Source organism: Roseateles sp. P5_E4, from assembly GCF_054049255.1.
On sequence record NZ_JBFUMS010000001.1, the window covers coordinates 622803 to 644185 of the forward strand.

Below are 21383 nucleotides of genomic sequence, written 5' to 3' on the forward strand. Positions count from 1 at the left end.
CTGAATGGAGCTTCAGTTTATTCCGCGATCCCGCCCTCACGGCTGCACCGCTCCAGGAAGGCCGTCGCCTCTCGCACAGGCTGCGGGCGCGCATAGCCAAAGCCCTGCATCACGTCGCACTGCCAGTTGCGCAGGCAGGCCTCCTGGCTGGCATCCTCAACGCCTTCCGCGACCACGGTCATCCCCAGGCTGTGCGACAGCTGGATCATGGCCTGCACGATGGCCGCACCGCCCTCGTCCTGGCCGAGGTCTCGCACGAAGGCGCGGTCGATCTTCAGGCGGTTGATGGGAAAACGCTTCAGATAGGCCAGGCTCGAATAGCCGGTGCCGAAGTCATCGATGGCCAGGTGCAGGCCCAGCGCACGCAGCTCGGCCATCTTGGCTATGGTCGACTCGGCGTCGTCCATCATGGCGCCCTCGGTGATCTCCAGCTCGATGAAGTGCGGGTCCATGCCGCTGCTCTCCAGCGCCTCGCGCACCGTGGCCATGAACTCGGGATGCTGGAACTGCCGCGGCGAGATGTTGATGGCCATCACGGGCCGGCCCAGCCCGCTGTCATGCCAGATCCTGGCCTGGCGGCAGGCCTGCTGCAGCACCCAGCGGCCAATGGGCACGATGAGACCGGATTCCTCGGCCAGCGGAATGAAGCGGTCCGGTGCAATCAGGCCGTCGGGGCTGCGCCAGCGCAGCAGGGCCTCAAAGCCCGACAGCCGGCGCGTGCGCAGATCGCACTGCGCCTGGTAGAAGAGTTCGAGTTCACCGCGCTCCAGGGCCTGTGACAGCCGCGCCTCCAGCTGCAGCCGGTCCTGCTGGTCGGCCAGCAGGCCTGCCGTGAAAACCACCGCGCTGTTGCCCGGCTGGCCCTGCGCCTGTCGCATGGCGAGCTGGATGGCCTTGGCCACGTCGGAGGTCTGCGCGCCGTGCCGCGGGTATTCAGCGGCACCGATGCTCAAGGTCACCGCGAGCTGCTGGCGCTGCACTTCGAAGACAGGCTGCATCACCTGCAGCAGCTGCTCCAGCAGGCTGCGCAGGGCGGCGTCATCGCCCAGTGCGGGCACGATGGCACCGAAGGAAAGTCCGTCCATCCGGTAGAGCCGGCCGCCGGCGCCCTCGACGACGGACTTCAGCCGAGCTGCCACCTGGCACAGCAAGTCGTCACCGGCGGCATGGCCCAGGCTGCCCATGATGCGGCTGAAGCGATTGATGGCTATCCCCAAGCCGATGAAGCTCTCGTTGCCGAGCTCCCGGGCCCGCCGCTCCAGTGCGCGCCGGTTGGGCAGGCCGGTCACGCGGTCATGCAGGCCGACGTAAGCCAGCTCGGCGTTGTGGGCCTGCAGCGTGCGGTTGGCCTTGCGGGCGCGGCGATACAAGGTCACTGTCAGCAGCACGACGATGAGCAGGGCGAGGGCCAGGCCCAGGGTCAGCCGCCTTTCGCTGCTGTGGCGCTCGAGCTGGCTGGCTTGCAGCTCGTTGTCATGCTTGAGGCTCTCCAGGGCGCGCTGGTTCTGCTCGAAGCTGGAGCGGCGCTGCAGTTCCAGCACCGTGCTGACACGGTCGTTGCGCACCAGCTCGGCCTCCAGCCCCAGTGCCTTGCGCGATTGGCGCAGCGCGCCCGCCGCATCGCCCAGGGCTTCCAGCAGGCCGGCATGCCGGTTCAACTGCTCCAGCAGGCGCACCTTGCGGCCCTGTTTCTCCAGCGACGCCAGGCCCTCGTTCACCAGTTGGTCGCCGGGGGCCGTCTGGCGCAAGCCGAGTCGCGCCAGCCCGGAACTGATCGTGGCCACGGCCACAGCGTCCTCGTCACCTTCCTGTCGGGCCAACTTCAGCGCAGTCTCGGCATAGCGCTGCGCGGCCACAAAGTTGCGTGCGCTCAGGTGCAGGTCGGCCAGTTCCTGCACGACCTCCGCCTGGGTGTTGAACCAGGTCGCGCTGCCTGAAGCAGGATTCACGGCGGCAGCGCTGGCGGCCAGCGTGGGCTCGATCTGGGCGGCCAGCCGATGGGCCTGCTCCCGGGCCTGGTCGCGCGCCGGGCCGCGTCCGCCCTCCTCCTCGGCCAGGGATTCGATCAACTTGGCCGCCAGTTGCAGGGGCAGGCTGCCCGCGGACTCGGCCAGGCGAAAGGCCTGCTGCGCATCAGCACGGGCACCGTCGATGTCGTGCAGGACCAGGCGTATGGGCGCCAGCGCCATATGGGCCTGCGCCCCGCGCCGCGGGTTGGACTGGGCCTGCGCCGACCGGCTCGCCGCCGCGTAGCTGCGCAGGCCTTCCTGCAAATGCCCCGTCGCCAGGCTCAGATTGCCCGCCGTCATGAACACCCAGTAGCGCAAAGGCTCGTCCTGGGTCTTTTCCACCCAGGGCAGGGACGCGTTCACCCAGTCGTAGGCGACGCTCAGGCGGCCCGACAGTTGCAGGACGGTCGCGCGCAGTGCCAGCGCCGAAGCCATGGCCGCGGCGTTGCCTTCGCGCTCCCCCAGGTCGATGAGCTCGGCCGTCGCCGCATCGACCACCGTGAACTGGTCCATCATGCCGTGGGCATAGCCCCAGGCGGCGAGGAAGACGCGCAGGTTGTCGCCGCCCAGAGCGCGGGCCTGCGCTTCCAGCGGCCGCAGGCGCGCGACCACCTCGGGCGGCTCGCTGCCATGGCTGGCTTCGATGGCTTCGATCTGCTGGGCGAGCGTGGGGGCGGCGAGGCTTGGCCCAGCGAACAGCGACAGCAGCAACAGCCAGCCCACCAGCCAGAACTGGGTGGCTGGACGAAGGATGGGACTGAAAACTTGGAGGAAGCCGCCGCTGCGCATCAGGCTTGAAGGGCCATGTAACGCACAGACTTTAGAAGCTTTGCCCCCCGCCGCCCCGTCGGCTGTCAGTCAGACCGCGGCGTTTGCGCGGCCAATGTCACGCGATCAGCTGAACAGCCTTCGTGCGGCAGGCGAGCCGGCGGCCAGATCACGCTCCGCCAAAGCTTCGTAGAGTTTCTTCAGCTCAACGTCGATGGACGCGAATGCATGCAGGCCCAGCACCTGGCCACGGTCGTCGCAAACCTCGGCCTCCAGATCGCGGGCCAGTGCGCGGGCCGACTCCTGCCAGAGCGCGAACGGCTCCTGATCGGCCGACGTCTGCGGCACGTCCAGCGCCAGCGTCAGCTCGCGCAGCGACAGCGCTTCGGGGTCTTCAGCCAGCGCAGCCTGGGCATCGAACTGCAGCGTCAGCACCGGCGGCGCGCCCTCTTCTGCCGACGGCATGACGAGGCGGCCTGGCAGCGCACCGGCGACGAAGCCGTGGCGACCCGCGGCCTGCTGCACAAAGCCTGGCGTCCAGGCCGCGGCCTTGGCACGCAGCAGCAGGGCAAGCTGGGCGTCATGGCTGGCCGCGAACTGATCCAGCTCGCGGGCGCGGGCGACGACGTCCAGCATGTCGGGGAACTGCACGAAGCCGCCCACGCCGTCGGCAAAGGCCTGGATCTTCTGCACGAACTCCGAGTACTCGATCTCGTTGAGGGCGCCGCTGCGGTTGGCCATCTTCAGCCCGGCCTGGAATTCGCTGTAGCGCTGGCCGGGCGCGGGCAGTTCCCAGTCGCCGGTTGCGGCATTCAGACCTTCGATTTGCAGCGGCTTGGTGCCGGCGCGGCGACTGCCGGGCTGGTGCTGCAGGGCCATTTCGCCAGAGATGGGAGCCTCGACGGTGATGGTCGCGATGGCGTCAATCAGCGCGTCGATCCGCGCCGACGGCCGGCGCAGCGGGCGGGCCACGGCGGGCAGCGTCGCTTCCAGCGCCTCGGCCTCGGCAGTCGCCTCCGCCGTCACGGGCGGCGCGTCGAAATGCGGCTCCTCCAACGACGGTACCGCGCGCTTCGGTCCCGCCTTGCGGGCGGCCCAGGCGCCCTGGGCGATGACGCCGATCAGCACCACGCCACCCGTGATGGCCAGAAGTTCGGTCAACGAAACGTTCATGCCGCCTCCGCCATCGCCAGGGCTTTGTCCATGTCGACGGCCACGATGCGCGACACGCCCTGCTCCTGCATGGTCACGCCAATCAGTTGTTCAGCCATTTCCATCGCAATCTTGTTGTGCGAGATGAAGAGGAATTGCGTGCCCGCACTCATCTTGGTGACGAGGCGCGCATAACGCTCGGTGTTGGCGTCGTCCAGCGGTGCGTCCACTTCGTCCAGCAGGCAGAAGGGCGCCGGGTTGAGCTGGAAGATCGCGAACACCAGCGCGATGGCCGTCAGCGCCTTTTCGCCGCCCGACAGCAGGTGAATGGTGCTGTTCTTCTTGCCCGGCGGCTGGGCCAGGACCTGCACGCCGGCGTCCAGGATCTCGTCGCCCGTCATCACGAGGCGCGCCTCGCCGCCACCGAACAGCTCGGGGAACATGCGGCCGAAGTGGTCGTTGACCTGGTTGAAGGTCGAGCCCAGCAGGTCGCGCGTCTCCAGGTCGATCTTGTGGATCGCGTCTTCCAGCGTCTTGATGGCCGAGTTCAGGTCGGCGCACTGCGAGTCGAGGAAGGTCTTGCGCTCGCGGGCCGTGGTCAGCTCATCGAGTGCGGCGAGGTTGACGGCGCCCAGAGCCGCGATCTCGCGGTTGATGCGGTCAATCTCGCCCTGCAGGCCGTAAAGCTTGACGGCACCGTCTTCGATGGACTTGGCCAGCACTTCCAGGTCGACGGCCGCCGCTTCGAGTTGCTCGCGGTACTGTGCGCCGCCGAGCTGGGCGGCCTGCTCCTCGAGCTGCAGCTTGGTGATGGCCTCGCGCAGCGGGTCCAGGCTGCGCTCGAAACCCATGCGCTGCTCGTCGGCCTTGCGCAGGCGCAGGCTGAGGTCGTCGTAGTTGGCGCGCACGGCGGCCAAGGCCTGCTCGCGTTCGACCTTCACGGCCAGCGCGTCCTGCAGCCCGGCTTGCGCCGCAGCGTCGTTCAGCGTGTCCAACTCGCCCTGCAGGCTGGCAGCCGAGGTCGCGACGGTAGCGATCTGCGCCTCTGCAGTTTCGATGCCACGCTGCAGCTCGCCGCGGCGGGCAGCCAGCGTCTGGGTTGCGAAGCGCGCTTCCTGAGAGCGGCGCTCCAGCGCGCGCAATTGCTCGCGCGCATCAGCCAGCTTGCGCTCGGCGGCGATGGTGCCGTCTTCCAGCTCCGCGTGGCGCTGCTGCGCGTCGCCGAGCTGGATGTCCAGTTCCTCGAAGCGGGCCTCGCCGACGGCGCGGCGCTCCTGCAGGCCTTCCTGCTGGGCGGCGATCTCGGCCAACTCGGCATCCAGCACGCTGCGGCGCTGCTGGCTGGCTTCGGCCTGTTGGGAGAGGCGCAGCAGCTCGACGTGGATCTGGTGGGCGCGGGTCTGCGCCTCACTGGCCTCGCGGCGCAGCGTCGTCAACCGTCCATTGGCGTCGTTGAACTGGTGCTCGATGCGGCTCAGCGACAGGCGAGCCTCGTCGGCGATCAGGTTCTGGGCGCGCTGGGCCGTCGTCAGCTGCTCGATCTCCTGGGCGCGTGCCAGCAGGCCGGCCTGCTCGGAGTCGGGCGCGTAGAAGGTGACCGAAAACTGGCCAACGGCGTGGCCGGCCGGCGTCAGGATCAGCTCGCCGTGCGTCAGCTTGCCGCGCGCGGCCAGCGCGTCATCGAGCGTCGGCGCGGTGTAGACGCCTTCCAGCCAGTCATTCAGCAGCGCGGACAGGCCCGCGTCGTTCAGGCGCAGCAACTCGCTGAGCTTGGGCAGCGTCTCGTGCGTGTTGGCGATGGAGCCGCTCGGCGTCGAATAAAAAGCCAGGCGAGCTGGCGGCGAGTCGGCTTCGAAGGCGCGCACCGTGTCCAGCCGGCCGACGCTCAAGGCGCCCATGCGCTCGCGCAGCGCGGACTCCAGCGCGTTCTCCCAGCCTTGGGCGATATGCAGCTTGGTCCACAGGCCTTGCAGGCCATCCAGCCCATGCTTGGCCAGCCAGGGCTTGAGTTTGCCCTCAGTCTGGACCTTTTCCTGCAGCGCCTTCAGCGCTTCGAGCCGAGCGGTCAGTTCGGACTGCCGGGCGAGCTGGGCGTTGGTGTCCTGCTGGGCGTTGCGGCGCTGCTCTTCGAGTTGCGGCACCTGCTCGGCCAATTCCTGCAGGCGAGCGTCGGACAGATCGCGCGCCTCGTCGGCTGCAGCACTGCGTTCGCGCAGGGCTTCCAGGGCTTCGTGATCGGGAGCACCCAGTGCGCGCGACTCGGCCGTCAGCTTGTCCTCGCGCTGGCGCAGCGCCCTCGCCTGCTCGTCCACGCTGCGGCTCTCGGCGGCCAGCACCTGGATCTGCTGCTGCACCTGGGCGACCAGGGCACGCTGCTCGTTGGCTCGGGCCTGGGCGGCACGCACGGCGTCCTCGCTCTGCGGCAGCTGGGCCTGCTGTTCCTCGGCCTGGGCGGCCAGGATCTCGCTCTGTTCGTCGGCGCCGGCAATCTGCTCGGCAATGCCTTCCAGCTCGGCCTTGGCCTGCTCGACGCGCTCGCGCCACTGGCCGTCCTGCGTGTGCAACTCGGCCAGGCGGGCCTGTGCGCGGTTGCGGCTCTCGACGACAAAGCGGATGCGCTCTTCCAGCCGGCTCACTTCGAGCTGGGCCTCGGCGTAGCGGCCTTGTGACGCGTGCAACTCGTCGCCCGCCGCGTAGTGGGCCTGGCGAACTTCTTCCAGCGTGGCCTCGACGGCGCGCAGCTCGGCAGTGCGCGACTCCAGCGCATTCAGCGCCTCGGCGTGTGCCGCCTTGACGCGCGTCGCCTCGTTGCCGGCGTCGCGCAGTTTCAGGAACCACAGCTGGTGCAGCTTCAGCGTGCCGCTGTCCTGCAGGCTGCGATAGCTCGCCGCGACCTCGGCCTGGCGTTCCAGCTTCTCCAGATTCGCGTTCAGCTCGCGCAGGATGTCGTCGACGCGGGTCAGGTTCTCGCGGGTGTCCTTGAGACGGTTCTCGGTCTCGCGGCGGCGTTCCTTGTATTTGGACACGCCGGCCGCTTCTTCCAGGAACAGGCGCAGCTCTTCCGGCTTGCTCTCGATGATGCGCGAGATGGTGCCCTGGCCGATGATGGCGTAGGCCCGCGGCCCCAGCCCCGTGCCCAGGAAGACGTCCTGCACGTCGCGGCGGCGCACCGGCTGGTTGTTGATGAAGTAGCTGCTGGTGCCGTCACGCGTCAGCACGCGCTTGACGGCGATCTCGGTGAACTGGTTCCACGGGCCGCCGGCGCGGGCGGATTGGTTGTCGAACACCAGCTCCACGCTGGAGCGCCCCGCGGGCTTGCGGTTGCCCGAGCCGTTGAAGATGACGTCCTGCATGGACTCGCCACGCAGCTCGCTCGCCTTGCTCTCGCCCAGCACCCAGCGCACCGCATCCATGATGTTGGACTTGCCGCAGCCGTTGGGCCCGACGACGCCGACAAGTTGCCCAGGCAACTGGAAGGTCGTGGGTTCAGCAAAGGATTTGAAGCCGGCCAGCTTGATCGAATTCAGCCGCATGTAGCTCGGACGTAAGCCCTTGATTTGGCTAAAGAAAAGCGCCTTCAATGGGCGCTTCGACGGGGTCGGATGATAGCATTCGCACCCTCTCTGATTGACCCTGCATCATGGCTACCAAGAAGTCCGCCTCCGCCCCCGCCGCCAAGAAGAAACCCAAGATGCGCGAGGTGCCCAAGAACCCGCCCACCAAGCCCAGCAAGGACATCCTGGTCTTTCCGAATCCGAACCCGGAACGCGACTACGTCATCCAGTTCCAGGTGCCCGAGTTCACCTGCCATTGCCCGCTGACCGGCCAGCCCGATTTCGCCCACTTCACGATCGACATGATTGCGGACGAACTCTGCGTGGAGCTCAAGAGCCTGAAGATGTACTTCTGGAGCTACCGCAACGAGGGCGCCTTCCACGAGAAGGTCACCAACACCATCCTCGACGACATCATCAAGGTCACCGACCCGCGTTTCATCCGCATCACGGCCAAGTGGTATGTGCGCGGCGGCATCTACACCAACGTGGTGGCCGAGCACCGCAAGCCCGGCTGGGCGCCAGCGCAGCGCGTGGACCTGCCGGCCCATGGGTTTGAGTCGGGGATGCTGGGCTGATCAGCGTTTCATGATGGGGTTGCGCCGCCACGCGTCCTGGTTGTCATCGACGATGCGGCCGGCGTTCAAGGTGGACAGATAGCGCTTGAGCATGGCATCGAACTCCTGCAACCGCCCCAGGCAGGCGCTTCGGCGTGACCAGCCCACATAGTTCAGCGCCTCGGCCACATGGGGCTTCAGCGCCACGTACTTGCCCTCGTTGCCGCTGGTGATCAGATGGGACAGCGCCGGGTAATGTGGCGAAATGAAGTAGTCGATGCGGCCGGCGTCGAGCTTCAGGAAGTTCTCCTTGATGCCCGGCCCTGCCTCGACATTGAGATTGGCCTCGATGTACTCGTCCAGCCCGTCACCGAAGCGCGTGCCATGCGTGACGCCGCCGCGCAACCCGCGCAGGTCTTCGCGTTTGGTGAACTTCAGGTTTTGCCCGGCTCGCACAAACACCGACGAAGGGTTGGTGAAGATGGGCGTGTCGGCGAAGGCCAGGTATTGCTCGCGCTCGGCATTGCGCTTGAGTTCGGTGACGATATCCACCTCGCCGACGCGCGCGTTCTGCAGCACGCGCACGAACGGCCCGACATAGCGCAGTTCATAGGGCAGCTTGATCGCTTGCAGCACGGCCAGCACCACATCGACGCTGGCGCCCCGCAGCGTCTGGCCGTCATACCAGGCATAGGGCGGGTACTCGGGATCGGCCGTCACGACGACCTTCTGGCAGGCTGCCTGGCCCAGGGCTGCGCCATTTGCGGCAAGCAGCGCGCAGATCAGCCAACAGCGTTTCGTCACATGCCTCCCCAGGCTGCAGATCACGGGCCGCGCCCTATCATGCCTGCATGAGTTTTCCCGTCAATCCGCGGCTCGACCGGCTGCACCCCTATCCTTTCGAGCGCCTGCGCGAGCTGACCGCCGGCATCACGCCCAATCCCGACCTCGCGCCCATCTCGCTGGGCATCGGCGAGCCGCGCCATGCCGCGCCGGCCCTCATCGCGGAGGCCATCAGCAACTCGATGAAGAGCCTGGCGGGCTACCCGGCCACTGCCGGCACGCCGGCCCTGCGCGAGGCCATCGTTGGCTGGATCGCGCGTCGCTACGGTTTGACGCTGGACCCGGCCACGCAGGTGCTGCCCGTGAATGGCTCGCGCGAGGCGCTGTTTGCCATCGCCCAGACCGTCGTCGACTCGAGCCGACCCGGCGCCACCGTCGTCTGCCCCAATCCCTTCTATCAAATCTACGAGGGGGCCGCGTTGCTGGCCGGTGCCGAGGTGGCCTACGCCAATTCCGATCCGACGCGCAACTTCGCCGTCGACTGGCGCCAGATCGATGACGCGACCTGGGCGCGCACCCAGCTGCTCTATGTCTGCTCGCCCGGCAACCCCAGCGGCGCGGTGATGCCGCTGTCGGAATGGCAGGCCCTGTTCGAATTGAGCGATCGCCACGGCTTCGTTATCGCGTCGGACGAGTGCTATTCGGAGATCTATTTCCGTGACGAGGCGCCCCTGGGAGGCCTTGAGGCCGCTGCCAGGCTGGGCCGCCCCGACTTCCGCAACCTGATCGCCTTCACGTCCCTGTCCAAGCGCTCCAACGTACCGGGCCTGCGCTCGGGTTTCGTGGCCGGCGACGCGGCCCTGCTCAAGAAGTTCCTGCTCTACCGCACCTATCACGGCAGCGCCATGAGCCCCATCGTGCAGGCCGCCAGCATCGCGGCCTGGGGCGACGAGGCCCACGTGGTCGAAAACCGGGCCCGCTACCGCCACAAGTTCGCCGAAGTCACGCCGCTGCTGGCTGACGTGCTGGACGTGGCCCTGCCCGACGCCGGCTTCTACCTCTGGGCGGCTGTTCCAGGCGGTAACGACGTGCGCTTCGCCCAGGAGCTGCTCGCTCAATACAATCTCGCCGTCCTGCCGGGCAGCCTGCTGGCGCGCGAAGCCAGTGGCAGCAACCCTGGCGCCGGGCGTATCCGCCTGGCTCTCGTGGCTGACGAGGGCGAATGCCTCGAAGCCGCCCGCCGCATCGTCTCCTTCACGAAATCTCTCCCATGAATACCGCTGAACTGCAAAGCCTGATCGACCTCGCCTGGGACAACCGCGCGGCGCTGGACCCCACCAACGCGCCCGAGTTGCGCCAGGCCGTCGAGCATGTCATCGCCGAGCTGGATGCCGGACGGCTGCGCGTGGCCACGCGCGAGAGCGTTGGCCAGTGGACGGTGCATCAGTGGGTCAAGAAGGCGGTCCTGCTGTCCTTCCGGCTGAACGACAACCGCATCATGGGCGACAAGGAACTGACCTTCTTCGACAAGGTGCCCACCAAGTACGCCGGCTGGAGCGACGAGCAGCTGCGCGCCACCGGCGTGCGCGTCGTGCCGCCGGCCGTCGCGCGCCGTGGCAGCTTTCAGGCGAAGAACGTGGTGCTGATGCCCAGCTACGTGAACATCGGCGCCTACGTGGATGAAGGCGCCATGGTCGATACCTGGGCCACCGTCGGCTCCTGCGCGCAGATCGGCAAGAACGTGCACCTGAGCGGCGGCGTCGGCATCGGCGGCGTGCTGGAGCCGCTGCAGGCCAACCCGACCATCATCGAGGACAACTGCTTCATCGGTGCCCGCTCCGAGGTCGTCGAAGGCGTCATCGTCGAGGAGAACTCGGTGATCTCGATGGGCGTCTACATCGGCCAGAGCACGCCGATCTACGACCGCGCGACCGACACCGTCAGCTACGGCCGCATCCCGGCCGGCTCCGTCGTCATCTCGGGCAGCCTGCCCAAGGATGGCGGCCGCTACTCGCTGTACGCGGCCATCATCGTCAAGCGGGTCGACGCGCAAACGCGCTCCAAGACCAGCATCAACGAACTGCTGCGGGCCTGATCATGAGCAGCCCCGGCGCCGGCAACATGGAACGCATCCTGCGGCTGATGGCCGACAAGGGTGCTTCGGACTGCTATCTGTCAGCCAACATGCCGGTGCTGATCCGGATCAATGGCCAGACCGTGCAGCTGTCGGACCAACTGCTGACGCCGCCCCAGCCGCGCCAGCTCATCGCCGAGGTCATCGACCCGGCATCGCTGGCCGAACTGGACAATACCGGCGAGCTGAACATGGCGGTGTCGGTGCGTGGCGTGGGGAGCTTCCGGTTGTCGGGCTTTCGCCAGCGCGGCTCGATCGCCGGTGTGTTCCGCCACATCCCGCACGACATCCCGACGCTGGAGAGCCTGCAGCTACCAAGCGTGCTGGGCACGATGATCAAGGAAAAGCGCGGCCTCATCCTGATGGTGGGCGCCACCGGCACCGGCAAGAGCACCACGCTGGCCTCCATGCTGGAGATGCGCAACCAGACGATGACCGGGCACATCCTCACCATCGAGGACCCGATCGAATACCTGTTCAGCAACAAGCGCTCGGTCGTCAACCAGCGCGAGATCGGCCGCGACACGGCGTCGCTGCAGATCGCGCTGAAGAACGCACTGCGTCAGGCGCCCGACTGCATCCTGATCGGTGAAATCCGCGACCGCGACACCATGACGGCGGCCATCAGCTATGCACTGTCGGGCCACCTGGTGCTCGCCACGCTGCACGGCAACAACACCTACCACGCGCTGAACCGCATCCTGTCCTTCTATACGCCCGAGTCCCGCCCAGCGCTGCTGAACGACCTGGCGGCTGGCCTCAAGGCCATCGTGTCGCAGCGCCTCGTACGCGCCACGACGGGCGGGCGCGTGCCCGTCGTCGAGATCCTTTTCAACACCAAGCTGACGTCCGAGCTCATCGAGCAGGGCGATTTCGCCGGCGTGAAGGAGGCGATGGAAAAGTCCATCGCCGAGGGTTCGCAGACCTACGAAGAGCATTTCGCCAAGCTCATCACCGAAGGCACCATCACCCGAGAGGAAGGCCTGGCGTTCGCTGACTCGCCGACCAACCTGCTCTGGCGGCTGCAGAACGAAGCGCCGGGCCAACGCCTGGTCACGGCGCCGCGCAAAGAAGAAAAGGCCGGCGACGACGCCAGCTTTACAGAAATCACATTGGACGTCCGCGGCTCTTGAAACTGATCACCTGTATCGAAACCCAAGCCGCCCGCCTTGACCAGGCGGGCGTGTTTTTTGGCCATGGCACCTCGACCGCCTTTGACGAGGCCGCGTGGCTGGCGCTGTGGCGCCTGGGACTGCCGCTGGACGCGCTGGACGAACACGCCGAGCATGAGCTGAATGAGGCCGAACTGGCCAACATCACCGAACTCGTCGACCAACGCATTGCAACGCGCAAGCCCGCTGCCTATCTGACCGGCGAGGCCTGGCTGCAAGGCGTGCCCTTCACCATCGACGAGCGCGCCATCGTGCCGCGCAGCTTCATTGCCGAGCTGATTGCCGACGCCAGCATCGACCCCTGGCTACATCCCGACAGCCGCCGCGTGCTGGACCTGTGCACCGGCAACGGCAGCCTGGCCGTGCTGGCAGCGATGGCCTGGCCGGAGGTCGAGGTGGACGCGCTGGACATCGACGTCAATGCACTCGCCGTGGCGAAATTGAACGTGGAGCGCCACAACCTGGCGCTGCGCGTACGCCTGCTGCAAGGCGACGGCCTGGCCGGTGCCGAAGGCACCTATGACCTCATCCTCTGCAACCCGCCCTACGTGAACAGCACCAGCATGGCCGCCCTGCCCGCCGAATACCGCGTCGAGCCCGAACTGGCGCTGGCCGGCGGCAGCGACGGCATGGATTTCATCCGCGAGCTGCTGCGCGCCGCGCCCGCTGCGCTGAACGACGACGGCGTGCTGGTGCTCGAGATCGGCAACGAACGCGAGAATTTTGAGGCGGCCTTCCCGGCCCTGGAAGTCGTCTGGCTGGAAACCTCCGCGGGCGACGACCAGGTCCTGCTGGTCACGAAGGAGGCTCTCGCATGACAGCCCCCACGTTCGTTTCACTCACTGCCCCCCGAGGGGGCTTCGCCGCCTTTGGGGCGGCCCGGCAGGCGGCGACATGATCACACTTCGCGACATCACGCTGCGCCGCGGCGTCAAGGTGGTGCTGGACAACGCCTCCGCCACGCTGCAGCCCGGCGAAAAGATCGGCCTGGTCGGCCGCAACGGCGCGGGCAAATCCAGCCTGTTTGCGCTGCTGACGCACCGCCTGGGCAACGACAAGGGCGAGGTCGAGGTGCCCAAGCACTGGCGTCGTTCCGAGGTCGCCCAGAACATGCCCGAGACCGAGGACGGCGCGACCGACTACGTGCTCGAAGGCGACCTGCCTCTGGTTGCTGCCCGCGCCGCGCTCGAAGCCGCCGAGGCCGCCAACGACGGCCACGCCATGGCCGATGCGCATGCGCTGCTGGCCGACGTCGGCGCCTTCGACGCCCGTTCGCGCGCCCAGGCGCTGCTGATGGGCCTTGGCTTCAAGACCGAGCAGCTCGACGCTCCCGTCAACAGCTTCTCCGGCGGCTGGCGCATGCGCCTGCAGCTGGCCCGCGCGCTGATGTGCCCGGCCGAACTGATGCTGCTGGACGAACCCACCAACCACCTGGACCTGGACGCCCTGGTCTGGCTGGAAGCCTGGCTGCAGCGCTACGACGGCACGCTGATCATCATCAGCCACGACCGCGAATTCCTTGACGCGATCACCAAGGTCACCCTGCATCTGGACGAAGGCAAGCTCGTGCGCTACGGCGGCAACTACACCAGCTTCGAGACGCAGCGCGCCGAGCGCATGGTGCTGCAGCAGGCCGCCTTCTCCAAGCAGCAGGACCGCGTGGCCCACCTGCAGAAGTTCATCGACCGCTTCAAGGCCAAGGCCAGCAAGGCCAAGCAGGCGCAAAGCCGCGTGAAGGCGCTGGAGCGCATGGAAAGGCTGGCGCCCGTGCTGGCGTCTGCCGACTTCAATTTCGAGTTCCGCGAGCCGCTGAATCTGCCCAACCCGATGCTGATGTTCGACGAGATGTCGGCCGGCTATGGCACGACCACGATCGTGCGCGACATCGACCGCTCGGTGCTGGCCGGACAGCGCATCGGCATCCTCGGCGCCAACGGCCAGGGCAAGTCGACGCTGGTGAAGACCATCGCCGGTACCCAGCCAGCGCTGGCGGGCAGGCTAACGCAGGGCAAGGGCCTGTCCATCGGTTACTTCGCCCAGCAGGAACTGGACGTGCTGCGCCTGGACGAAGGCCCGCTGGAGCACATGGTGCGGCTGGCTCGCGAGGTCGGCCCAGCCGGCCGCGAGCAGGAACTGCGCGACTTCCTCGGCCAGTTCCGCTTCACTGGCGACATGGTCAACCAGCAAGTCGGCAGCCTGTCTGGCGGCGAGAAGGCGCGGCTGGTGCTGGCCATGCTGGTGTGGCAACGCCCCAACCTGCTGCTGCTGGACGAACCCACCAACCACCTGGACCTGAACACCCGCGAGGCGCTGTCGATGGCGCTCAACGAGTTCGAGGGCACCGTCATGCTGGTCAGCCACGACCGCGCGCTGCTGCGCGAGGTCTGCGACGAGTTCTGGCTGGTGGCCGACGGCGTCGTCAAGCCTTTCGACGGTGACCTGGACGATTACCAGAAATGGCTGCTCGACCAGAGCAAGGAAGCCGCCCGTGCGGCCAAGAAGCAGTCGGCGGCAGCGCCGGCGCCAGTGGTCAAGGCTTCAGCTGCGCCTGCGCCTGCGCCTGCCGCGCGCGAGGACCGCAAGGTTTCGGGTCAGGCGCGCGCCAAGCTGGCCGACCAGACGCGGCCGCTGCGCAAGGAGATGGAGCAGATCGACAAGCGCATGCATGCTCTCGCCACTGAGCGCGCCGGCATCGAAGCCCAGCTCGCCGAAGGCGCTGCCGCCTCGGCCATTGCCGAGATGGGCAAGCGCCTGAAGGCGATCAGCGACCAGCTCGAAGCCGACGAGGCGCGTTGGCTGGAGCTGGGTGAGCAGATCGAGGCGCTGAACGCCTAGATCGCGAGCACCGCTGCCAGGGCAATCGCGCCTGGCAGCGCCTGCACGAAAAGGATCTTCTTCGAGGCCGTGGCCGCGCCGAACACGCCGGCCACGACGACGCAACCCAGGAAGAACACCAGCCAGGGCTTGCCCGCGCCTGCGGCGCCCTGCATCAGGCCCCAGGCCAGGCCTGCGGCGAGAAAGCCGTTGTAGAGCCCCTGGTTGGCCGCCAGTGCCTTGGTCTGCTCGGCGAAGTCCGCCTTCAGCCCGAAGGCCTTGCGGCCCAGCGGCTTGGTCCAGAAGAACATTTCCAGCACCAGGAAATACAGGTGCAGCAGCGCCACCAGCGCCGACAGCACGATTGCGACCATCTGCATCGTTTCTCCTCGTCTTTTGTGATTGGGGGTGGCGCATCGTCTCAGATCGCCCTAGCGTCCGGTGTCGCATGAAAGACCATTTAACTTGTACGCAATTGAATTGCGAACTACATTAATGGCCATGGCACGCAGCAAGACCCCACCCCCCGACGCCGATCCCCGCGGCGAATGGCTGCAGCTGGACCGCCAGCTCTGCTTCGCGCTGTACAGCAGCTCGCTGGCCATGACCCGCATCTACAAGCCCCTGCTGGCGCCGCTGGGCCTGACCTATCCGCAATACCTCGTCATGCTGGTGTTGTGGGAGGTCGAAGGCCCCAGCGTCTCACAACTCGGCCAGCGCCTGTCGCTGGACTCGGGCACGCTGACGCCGCTGCTCAAGCGCCTGGAAGCCCTGGGCCACATCGAGCGCCGCCGCGCCAGCGACGACGAGCGCCGTGTCGACATCTTCCTGACGCCGCAGGGCCGCAAGCTGCGCGAGCAGGCACTGGACATCCCCGGCCACCTCGCCTGCGCCAGCGCCTGCGAGCTGGACGAAGTCATCGCGCTGACGCAGCGGCTCACGCAATTGCGCCAGCAACTCAACCGGGCCGCCGACACGGCTGCCTGATTTCTTCCCCCACCACCCCAAAGGAGCCACCATGGCCATCGAAAAAGCCCTCTACACCGCCACCGCCACTGCCACCGGTGGCCGCGCCGGCACCGCCAAGTCGTCCGACGGCGCCATCGACGTGACGCTGTCCACGCCCAAGGAACTCGGCGGCGCCGGCGGCCCGGGCACCAACCCCGAGCAGCTGTTCGCGGCCGGCTATTCCGCCTGCTTCATCGGCGCCATGAAGGCCGTCGCCGGCAAGCAGAAGATCAGCCTGCCTGCCGAGGTCTCGATCACCAGCGACGTCGCCATCGGCCCGCACGCCAACAAGCCCGGCGCCTTCGGCATCCAGGTCGACATGAAGATCTCCGTGCCCGGCATGGACCGTGCTGCCCTGGAAGCGCTGGTCAAGACCGCCCACGAGGTCTGCCCCTACTCGAACGCCACGCGCGGCAACGTCGACGTCTCGCTGACTGTCGTCTAACCGTCGTCTGAATGGCCGTCACGCCGGCGTCACGTGCGCCGGTCAGCATCGCGGGTTTTCCAATCACACCCGGAGACCCGCGATGCGCCTCTTCCTGACCACCGCCATCGCCAGCGCCCTGCTGGCCCTCGCCGCTCCATCCCGCGCGGCCGAACCGGTGCTGATCGGCATGGGCAACCTCAGCGGCTCGCTGAGCGACCTTTCCGGCCTGAACTACTCCCTCGAAAGCGGCCTCGCGGCCAACCTGCTCGGCGGCATGGGCTCGGGCCTGGCCTGGGCCGGCGGCAACACCTTCCTGGCGCTGCCGGACCGCGGTCCGAACGCCAATGACTGGGGCGCGCCGCAGCTCGACAACACGACGTCCTTCATCGCCCGCTTCCAGACGGTGCAGCTCAGCCTCACCGCCAACGCGGCCGGCTCCGCCCTGCCCTACGCGCTGACGCCGACGCTGCAGGCCACCACGCTGCTGTCCAGTTCCACAGCGTTGAACTACGGCCCCAAGGCCGCGACACTGAGCGGCATCGTCGACAGCAGCACAGTCCTCGCCGGCAGCAAGAACTACTTCTCGGGCCGCTCCGACAACTTTGCCGCCGGCCTGTCGACCAACCCGGCCAACGCCCGTCTCGACCCCGAAGGCATCCGCGTCTCCAACGACGGCAAGAGCGTCTTCATCTCCGACGAGTACGGCCCCTACGTCTACCAGTTCGACCGCGCGACGGGCGAGCGCATCCGCACCTTCAGCCTGCCGAGCAGCTTCGCCGTTGGCAACGTCAGCTCTTCCGGCGCCGCCGAGATCTCTGGCAACACGGCAGGCCGCGTCGCCAACAAGGGCATGGAGGGCCTGGCCATCTCGCCCGACGGAAAGACGCTGTTCGGCTTCGTGCAGAGCCCGCTGGCCCAGGACGGCGGCGACGGCGGCCGCTACAACCGCATCGTCAAGATCGACGTCGCCACAGGAGCCACCAGCCAGTTCGCTTTCGACAACCAGATCAACGGCAAGGCCTACAACAGCAGCGAGTTGCTGGCACTGAACGACCACGAACTCATCGTGCTGGAGCGCGACGGCAAGGGCATGGGCGACGGCTCCAAGGCGGCGGTGAAACAGCTCGTCAAGATCGACCTGACCGGTGCCGCCGAGGTCAGTGGCATCGCCGACCTGCGCACCCAACCCGGCACGGCAATAGTCGGCACGCGATTTCTCGATATCAAGGCCGCGCTCAACGCCGCCGGCATTTCCGACGCGCTGATACCGGCCAAGCTCGAAGGCATTGCCTTCGGCGAGGATGTCGTCGTCAACGGCAAAACGATGCACACGCTGTATCTCGCCAACGACAACGACTTCCTGGCCACGGCAATCCCGAACGGCGGCAGCGCGCCGGCAGCCTACGGCAACCAGTTCTACGTCTTCGCTTTCGAGGGCAATCTGACCAACCAGGCCATCGCAGCCGTGCCGGAACCCAGCCAATATGCCCTGCTGCTGGCCGGCCTGAGCCTGGTCGGTTTCGTCGCCCGGCGCCGCAGCCGCTGAGGCTCAGTCGCCCAGCAGGCTCAGGATCAGTTCGATCCTGGCCTTGACCGGGCTCAGCGCGCCGGCGCTGGGCAGCAGCCCGGGCAAGTCCATGACCGGGCCGGCGTCGCAGCGCGTGCTGCGCCAGACCTTGACGCCGCCGGCCCGGGCTTCGTGCAGCGCGGCATCCAGCATGGCGCTGAGCGTGCCGTTGCCCGTGCCAGCGGCGACCAGCCCGTCGATGCCTGCCGCGCAGAGCGCCCGCACGACAACGCCATCCGCACCGGCATGGTTAATGACGATCTCGACCCTCGGCCAGCGTGCGGCCGGCCGGGCGATGCGCGCCAGCCCCAGGCCATCGCCCACGGGCCAGCGGCCAAGCTGGCGCACGACGCCCTCCTCCACCCGCGCCACCAGCGCCCCGTCGACCGACTCGAAGGCGTCAACGCGATAGCTGTGTGTCTTGCGCACCTGGGTCGCATCGTGCACACGGCCTGCGAATGCGACGACGACGCCCGCCGCATCGGGCGTCGCTGCCACCTGCACCGCATCGAAAAGGTTTTGCGGCCCGTCGGGCGCCAGCGCCGTCGCCGGCCGCATCGCGGCCGTCAGAACGACGGGCTTGACAGGTGCCAGCACGCGCTGCAGGAAGTAGGCGGTCTCCTCGAGCGTGTCCGTGCCATGGGTGATGACGATGCCAGCGACTTCAGGCCGGTCGAGGTGCTGCTGTACGGCGACTGCGAGCCGCTGCCAGGTCGCGAAATCCATGTCCTTGCTGTCGAGCTGGGCAACCTGCTGCGCCTCGAGCTTCTGGCCCGACAGCGCGGGCACTGCCGCCAGCAAATCCTCAACGCTCAATTGCGCCGCCGTGTAGCCCACACCGTCGCTGGCGGTTTTGGCAGTGCCGGCAATCGTGCCGCCGGTGCCCAGAATGACGATCAGACGGTCAAAGGTTTGCAATTTCTTGGATTCCTGGATGAAAATACAGGTGCTGGACAAATTTCCAGCCCTGACGAAAAGGCCGCCCCGTGCAAGACCGACCCAAGCTTACCGCCCGACAGCAGCAGATCTTCGACCTGGTCCGCAACGCGATCGAAAGCACCGGCTCGCCACCCACCCGCGCCGAGATTGCCGCCGAGCTGGGTTTCAAATCCGCCAACGCGGCCGAGGAGCATCTGCAGGCCCTGGCTCGCAAGGGCATGCTGGAACTCGTCGGCGGCACCTCGCGCGGCATTCGCCTCAAGTCCGATGCGCTGAGCGCCGTCAACCGCGCCCGCCAATTCAACCTTCCGATTCCTCACTTCGCCCAGCTGACCCTGCCCCTGATCGGCCGCGTCGCCGCCGGCGCGCCCATCCTCGCGCAGGAGCATGTCGAGCAGACCTATACGGTCGAGCCCGGCCTGTTCGCCAGGAAGCCCGACTACCTGCTCAAGGTCAAGGGCATGAGCATGAAGGACATCGGCATCCTCGATGGCGACCTGCTGGCTGTGCAGTCGGCCAAGGAGGCGCGCAATGGCCAGATCGTCGTGGCTCGGGTCGGCGACGAGGTCACGGTCAAGCGCTTCAAGCGTGGGCCAGACGGCATCGAGCTGTTGCCCGAGAACGCCGACTTTGAACCCATTCGCATCAACGAACACAGCGACAGTTTCAGCATTGAAGGCCTGGCCGTGGGGCTGATTCGAGGCCAAGGGTTCAATTGACTCAACGCCCACGGTGAAATTAGTCCACCAGGGTTGGCCCACGCAGCCGACGCCTGAAGCAACCGAAGGGCGCAGCCGACACGTAAAAAAGCCCCGCGACGCGGGGCTTCTTTATGCAGCTTCTGAAGCTCAGGCCGACTTGCGGCGACGCGCCATGCCAAAGCCAATCAGCGCAGCGCCAACCAGCGCGATCGAAGCCGGCTCGGGCACGTTGCCAGCAGCGTCGATGCGGAACGCGTAGTTGACGTATTGGTCCGTGCAAGCCGCGTTGATGTTGCTGTAGCGGTTGCCGCAGGAGTTGTCGAGGATGTAGGCCGAGCGCACGCCGGGGGTGTAGAGCGCGCCATTGCTGAAATCTTCCGCCAGCGCGCCCATGCCAATGCCGTAGCCGTCGTACCAGGCCATATGGTTGATGCTGTTGACGTTGGCGCTGACATTCGAGATTTCGTAGTCGCTGGCGACACCGCCAAACAGCAGGGCAGCCGCGGCTTGCGCGCTATAGGCCGTCTGGGTGGCCTGGCTCCACTTCAGGCCGTCGCCCACGTGCCAGGAGCCGACGAAGGTCGGGGCGGCAATGGCGGACGATGCTGCGAATGCGGCAACGGCGCCGATCACGGTCTTGAGCAGGGAGGTCTTGTTCATTTTGAGCAACGCGGAGTGGTTTGCGAGGTACGACAGTTAACGCAAGCCGCATGCCAAACACTCAAGCTGTTGATTCATAAAGAACTTTTCAGATCATGCATCCAATCAAGCGTCCCAATGTAAAGATCTCCGACAAACTAGGGGTATGGCCTTGAAATTCTTAAAAGATCGAATCGTATGCGTCTGTCAGTGAGCACGGGATGCGCCCGCATGGCGTCGACCCAGCCCACGGCCGAGGATCGAGGTACTCCCCGCGGAAGTGCAGGCATCATTCGTCTTGTACGATCGTTCAGTTTCGCGACTAACAATAGGGTTGGCTCTGGCGACCCAAAGTTCGATTCATGCCCCCAAAAAAGACGCCCAAGCTCACATCGGACCAAACCGCAACGCCCAGCTTGCCGATAAGGCGCATTGCAACTGGCCGAAGCAGCCAACGCGAGGCTCAGCCGGACCGTCGAACCAACATCCTGCTCGCTGCCGAAAAACTCTTCGCCACGCGTGGCTTCCATGCTGTGTCGATTCGCGACATCGCCGCCGAGGCTGGCGTGCCTCTGGCGCTGGTTGGCTACTACTACGGCGCCAAGCACGAGCTCTATCACTCGATCTTCCAGTCATGGAGCTCGGCTATCAAGGGGCGCGTCGAAGCGCTGCATGTGGCCGTCGCAGAGCCCGACATCGAGCTCAGGCTAGCGCGCATCCTCGACTCCTTCGTCAGCCCGCTCATTGCGCTGCACCAACATCCGGAAGGGCAGTACTACGCCCAGATGGCAGCTCGCGACCTGGCCGCCCCCACGCCAGAGGCTGAACGCGCCAACCTCGAGTTCTTCGATCCGCTGGCCCACGCCTTCATCGACGCGCTCATGACAACGGCACCAGGAGTCAGGCGAGGCCAGGTCGCGTGGTGTTACCAATTCATGCTGGGCGCCCTGCTTCACTTCCTCGCGGACAAGCGGGTGGAGCGCCTCTCGCTGGGTGAGAACCGCCCAGCGGATCCGGCAGCGAAGGACACGCTTCTGGCCTTCTTGACCTCGGGCTTCAAGGCTGTAACAGGTGCGCCGAACGGCCAGCCCGAAGGCAGCGGCAAGGCCGCGGGAAAACGACCAATCGGCTCCTCAAAAAGGCCCGGTTAGGCGCGAGT

Annotated in this window: 18 protein-coding genes; 11 read left to right on the forward strand and 7 right to left on the reverse strand. The window is 66.8% G+C overall.

All coding sequences use genetic code 11. The annotated features are described in order from the left end of the window. Positions 1-17: 17 nt before the first annotated feature. The 3 genes from ACXJLH_RS02665 to smc form a co-directional block, all read right to left on the reverse strand. The gene (locus ACXJLH_RS02665) at positions 18-2798 is read right to left on the reverse strand and encodes a putative bifunctional diguanylate cyclase/phosphodiesterase (protein WP_457442393.1); all 2781 of its coding nucleotides are present in this window, start codon (positions 2796-2798) and stop codon (positions 18-20) included. Positions 2799-2903: 105 nt separating this feature from the next. After that, the gene (locus tag ACXJLH_RS02670) at positions 2904-3950 is read right to left on the reverse strand and encodes a cell division protein ZipA C-terminal FtsZ-binding domain-containing protein (RefSeq protein ID WP_056202169.1); all 1047 of its coding nucleotides are present in this window, start codon (positions 3948-3950) and stop codon (positions 2904-2906) included. Then, positions 3947-7462 (reverse strand): chromosome segregation protein SMC, encoded by a 3516-nt coding sequence (smc, locus tag ACXJLH_RS02675; RefSeq protein WP_457442394.1) that lies wholly within the window; start codon positions 7460-7462, stop codon positions 3947-3949. The genes ACXJLH_RS02670 and smc overlap by 4 nt, the downstream gene beginning before the upstream one ends. 158 nt (positions 7463-7620) lie before the next feature. Between smc and queF the strand changes: the two genes are divergently transcribed. After that, positions 7621-8061, forward strand: coding sequence for a preQ(1) synthase (queF, locus tag ACXJLH_RS02680; RefSeq protein WP_457442426.1), 441 nt, complete (start codon positions 7621-7623; stop codon positions 8059-8061). Here queF and ACXJLH_RS02685 read toward each other — a convergent pair whose 3' ends face one another. Continuing rightward, positions 8062-8844 carry a substrate-binding periplasmic protein gene (locus ACXJLH_RS02685; RefSeq protein WP_457442395.1) on the reverse strand — a complete coding sequence of 261 codons (783 nt, stop codon included), beginning with the start codon at positions 8842-8844 and terminating at the stop codon, positions 8062-8064. 47 nt (positions 8845-8891) lie between these two features. Here ACXJLH_RS02685 and dapC point away from each other — a divergent pair, with 47 nt between their 5' ends. The 5 genes from dapC to ACXJLH_RS02710 all read left to right on the forward strand — a co-directional run bounded on the left by dapC (position 8892) and on the right by ACXJLH_RS02710 (position 14964). Next, positions 8892-10097, forward strand: a complete 1206-nt coding sequence (dapC, locus tag ACXJLH_RS02690; protein WP_457442396.1) for a succinyldiaminopimelate transaminase — start codon at positions 8892-8894, stop codon at positions 10095-10097. Further along, positions 10094-10918 carry a 2,3,4,5-tetrahydropyridine-2,6-dicarboxylate N-succinyltransferase gene (dapD, locus tag ACXJLH_RS02695; protein ID WP_457442397.1) on the forward strand — a complete coding sequence of 275 codons (825 nt, stop codon included), beginning with the start codon at positions 10094-10096 and terminating at the stop codon, positions 10916-10918. The genes dapC and dapD overlap by 4 nt, the downstream gene beginning before the upstream one ends. 2 nt (positions 10919-10920) lie before the next feature. Further along, positions 10921-12090 (forward strand): PilT/PilU family type 4a pilus ATPase, encoded by a 1170-nt coding sequence (locus ACXJLH_RS02700; protein WP_457325070.1) that lies wholly within the window; start codon positions 10921-10923, stop codon positions 12088-12090. Beyond that, positions 12087-12947 carry a 50S ribosomal protein L3 N(5)-glutamine methyltransferase gene (gene prmB, locus ACXJLH_RS02705; protein ID WP_457442398.1) on the forward strand — a complete coding sequence of 287 codons (861 nt, stop codon included), beginning with the start codon at positions 12087-12089 and terminating at the stop codon, positions 12945-12947. Before ACXJLH_RS02700 ends, prmB begins: the two co-directional genes overlap by 4 nt. A 76-nt stretch (positions 12948-13023) precedes the next feature. Continuing rightward, positions 13024-14964 carry an ATP-binding cassette domain-containing protein gene (locus ACXJLH_RS02710; protein WP_457442399.1) on the forward strand — a complete coding sequence of 647 codons (1941 nt, stop codon included), beginning with the start codon at positions 13024-13026 and terminating at the stop codon, positions 14962-14964. Here the strand turns inward: ACXJLH_RS02710 and ACXJLH_RS02715 are convergent. Beyond that, entirely contained in the window at positions 14961-15323 is a 363-nt protein-coding gene (locus ACXJLH_RS02715) for a DUF1304 domain-containing protein (protein ID WP_056202148.1), read from the reverse strand. The genes ACXJLH_RS02710 and ACXJLH_RS02715 overlap by 4 nt on opposite strands. A 121-nt stretch (positions 15324-15444) precedes the next feature. Between ACXJLH_RS02715 and ACXJLH_RS02720 the strand changes: the two genes are divergently transcribed. The 3 genes from ACXJLH_RS02720 to ACXJLH_RS02730 all read left to right on the forward strand — a co-directional run bounded on the left by ACXJLH_RS02720 (position 15445) and on the right by ACXJLH_RS02730 (position 17924). Next, the gene (locus ACXJLH_RS02720; protein ID WP_457442400.1) at positions 15445-15930 is read left to right on the forward strand and encodes a MarR family winged helix-turn-helix transcriptional regulator; all 486 of its coding nucleotides are present in this window, start codon (positions 15445-15447) and stop codon (positions 15928-15930) included. Positions 15931-15961: 31 nt separating this feature from the next. Beyond that, complete coding sequence (locus tag ACXJLH_RS02725; RefSeq protein WP_457352769.1) at positions 15962-16396, forward strand: organic hydroperoxide resistance protein; 435 nt, start codon at positions 15962-15964, stop codon at positions 16394-16396. A gap of 82 nt (positions 16397-16478) precedes the next feature. Next, on the forward strand, positions 16479-17924 hold the full coding sequence (locus ACXJLH_RS02730) for an esterase-like activity of phytase family protein (protein ID WP_457442401.1): 1446 nt from the start codon (positions 16479-16481) through the stop codon (positions 17922-17924). Between the two features lie 3 nt (positions 17925-17927). On the opposite strand, the gene ACXJLH_RS02735 is transcribed toward ACXJLH_RS02730, so the two are convergent. Next, a complete protein-coding gene (locus tag ACXJLH_RS02735; protein ID WP_457442402.1) occupies positions 17928-18863 on the reverse strand; it encodes an asparaginase in 936 nt (311 codons plus the stop codon). 68 nt (positions 18864-18931) lie between these two features. Here ACXJLH_RS02735 and lexA point away from each other — a divergent pair, with 68 nt between their 5' ends. Beyond that, positions 18932-19603 carry a transcriptional repressor LexA gene (lexA, locus tag ACXJLH_RS02740; protein WP_457442403.1) on the forward strand — a complete coding sequence of 224 codons (672 nt, stop codon included), beginning with the start codon at positions 18932-18934 and terminating at the stop codon, positions 19601-19603. A gap of 129 nt (positions 19604-19732) precedes the next feature. Here lexA and ACXJLH_RS02745 read toward each other — a convergent pair whose 3' ends face one another. Further along, positions 19733-20245, reverse strand: a complete 513-nt coding sequence (locus ACXJLH_RS02745) for a PEP-CTERM sorting domain-containing protein (protein WP_457442404.1) — start codon at positions 20243-20245, stop codon at positions 19733-19735. A gap of 341 nt (positions 20246-20586) precedes the next feature. Here ACXJLH_RS02745 and ACXJLH_RS02750 point away from each other — a divergent pair, with 341 nt between their 5' ends. Then, positions 20587-21375 (forward strand): TetR/AcrR family transcriptional regulator, encoded by a 789-nt coding sequence (locus ACXJLH_RS02750; RefSeq protein ID WP_457442405.1) that lies wholly within the window; start codon positions 20587-20589, stop codon positions 21373-21375. Positions 21376-21383 lie beyond the last annotated feature (8 nt).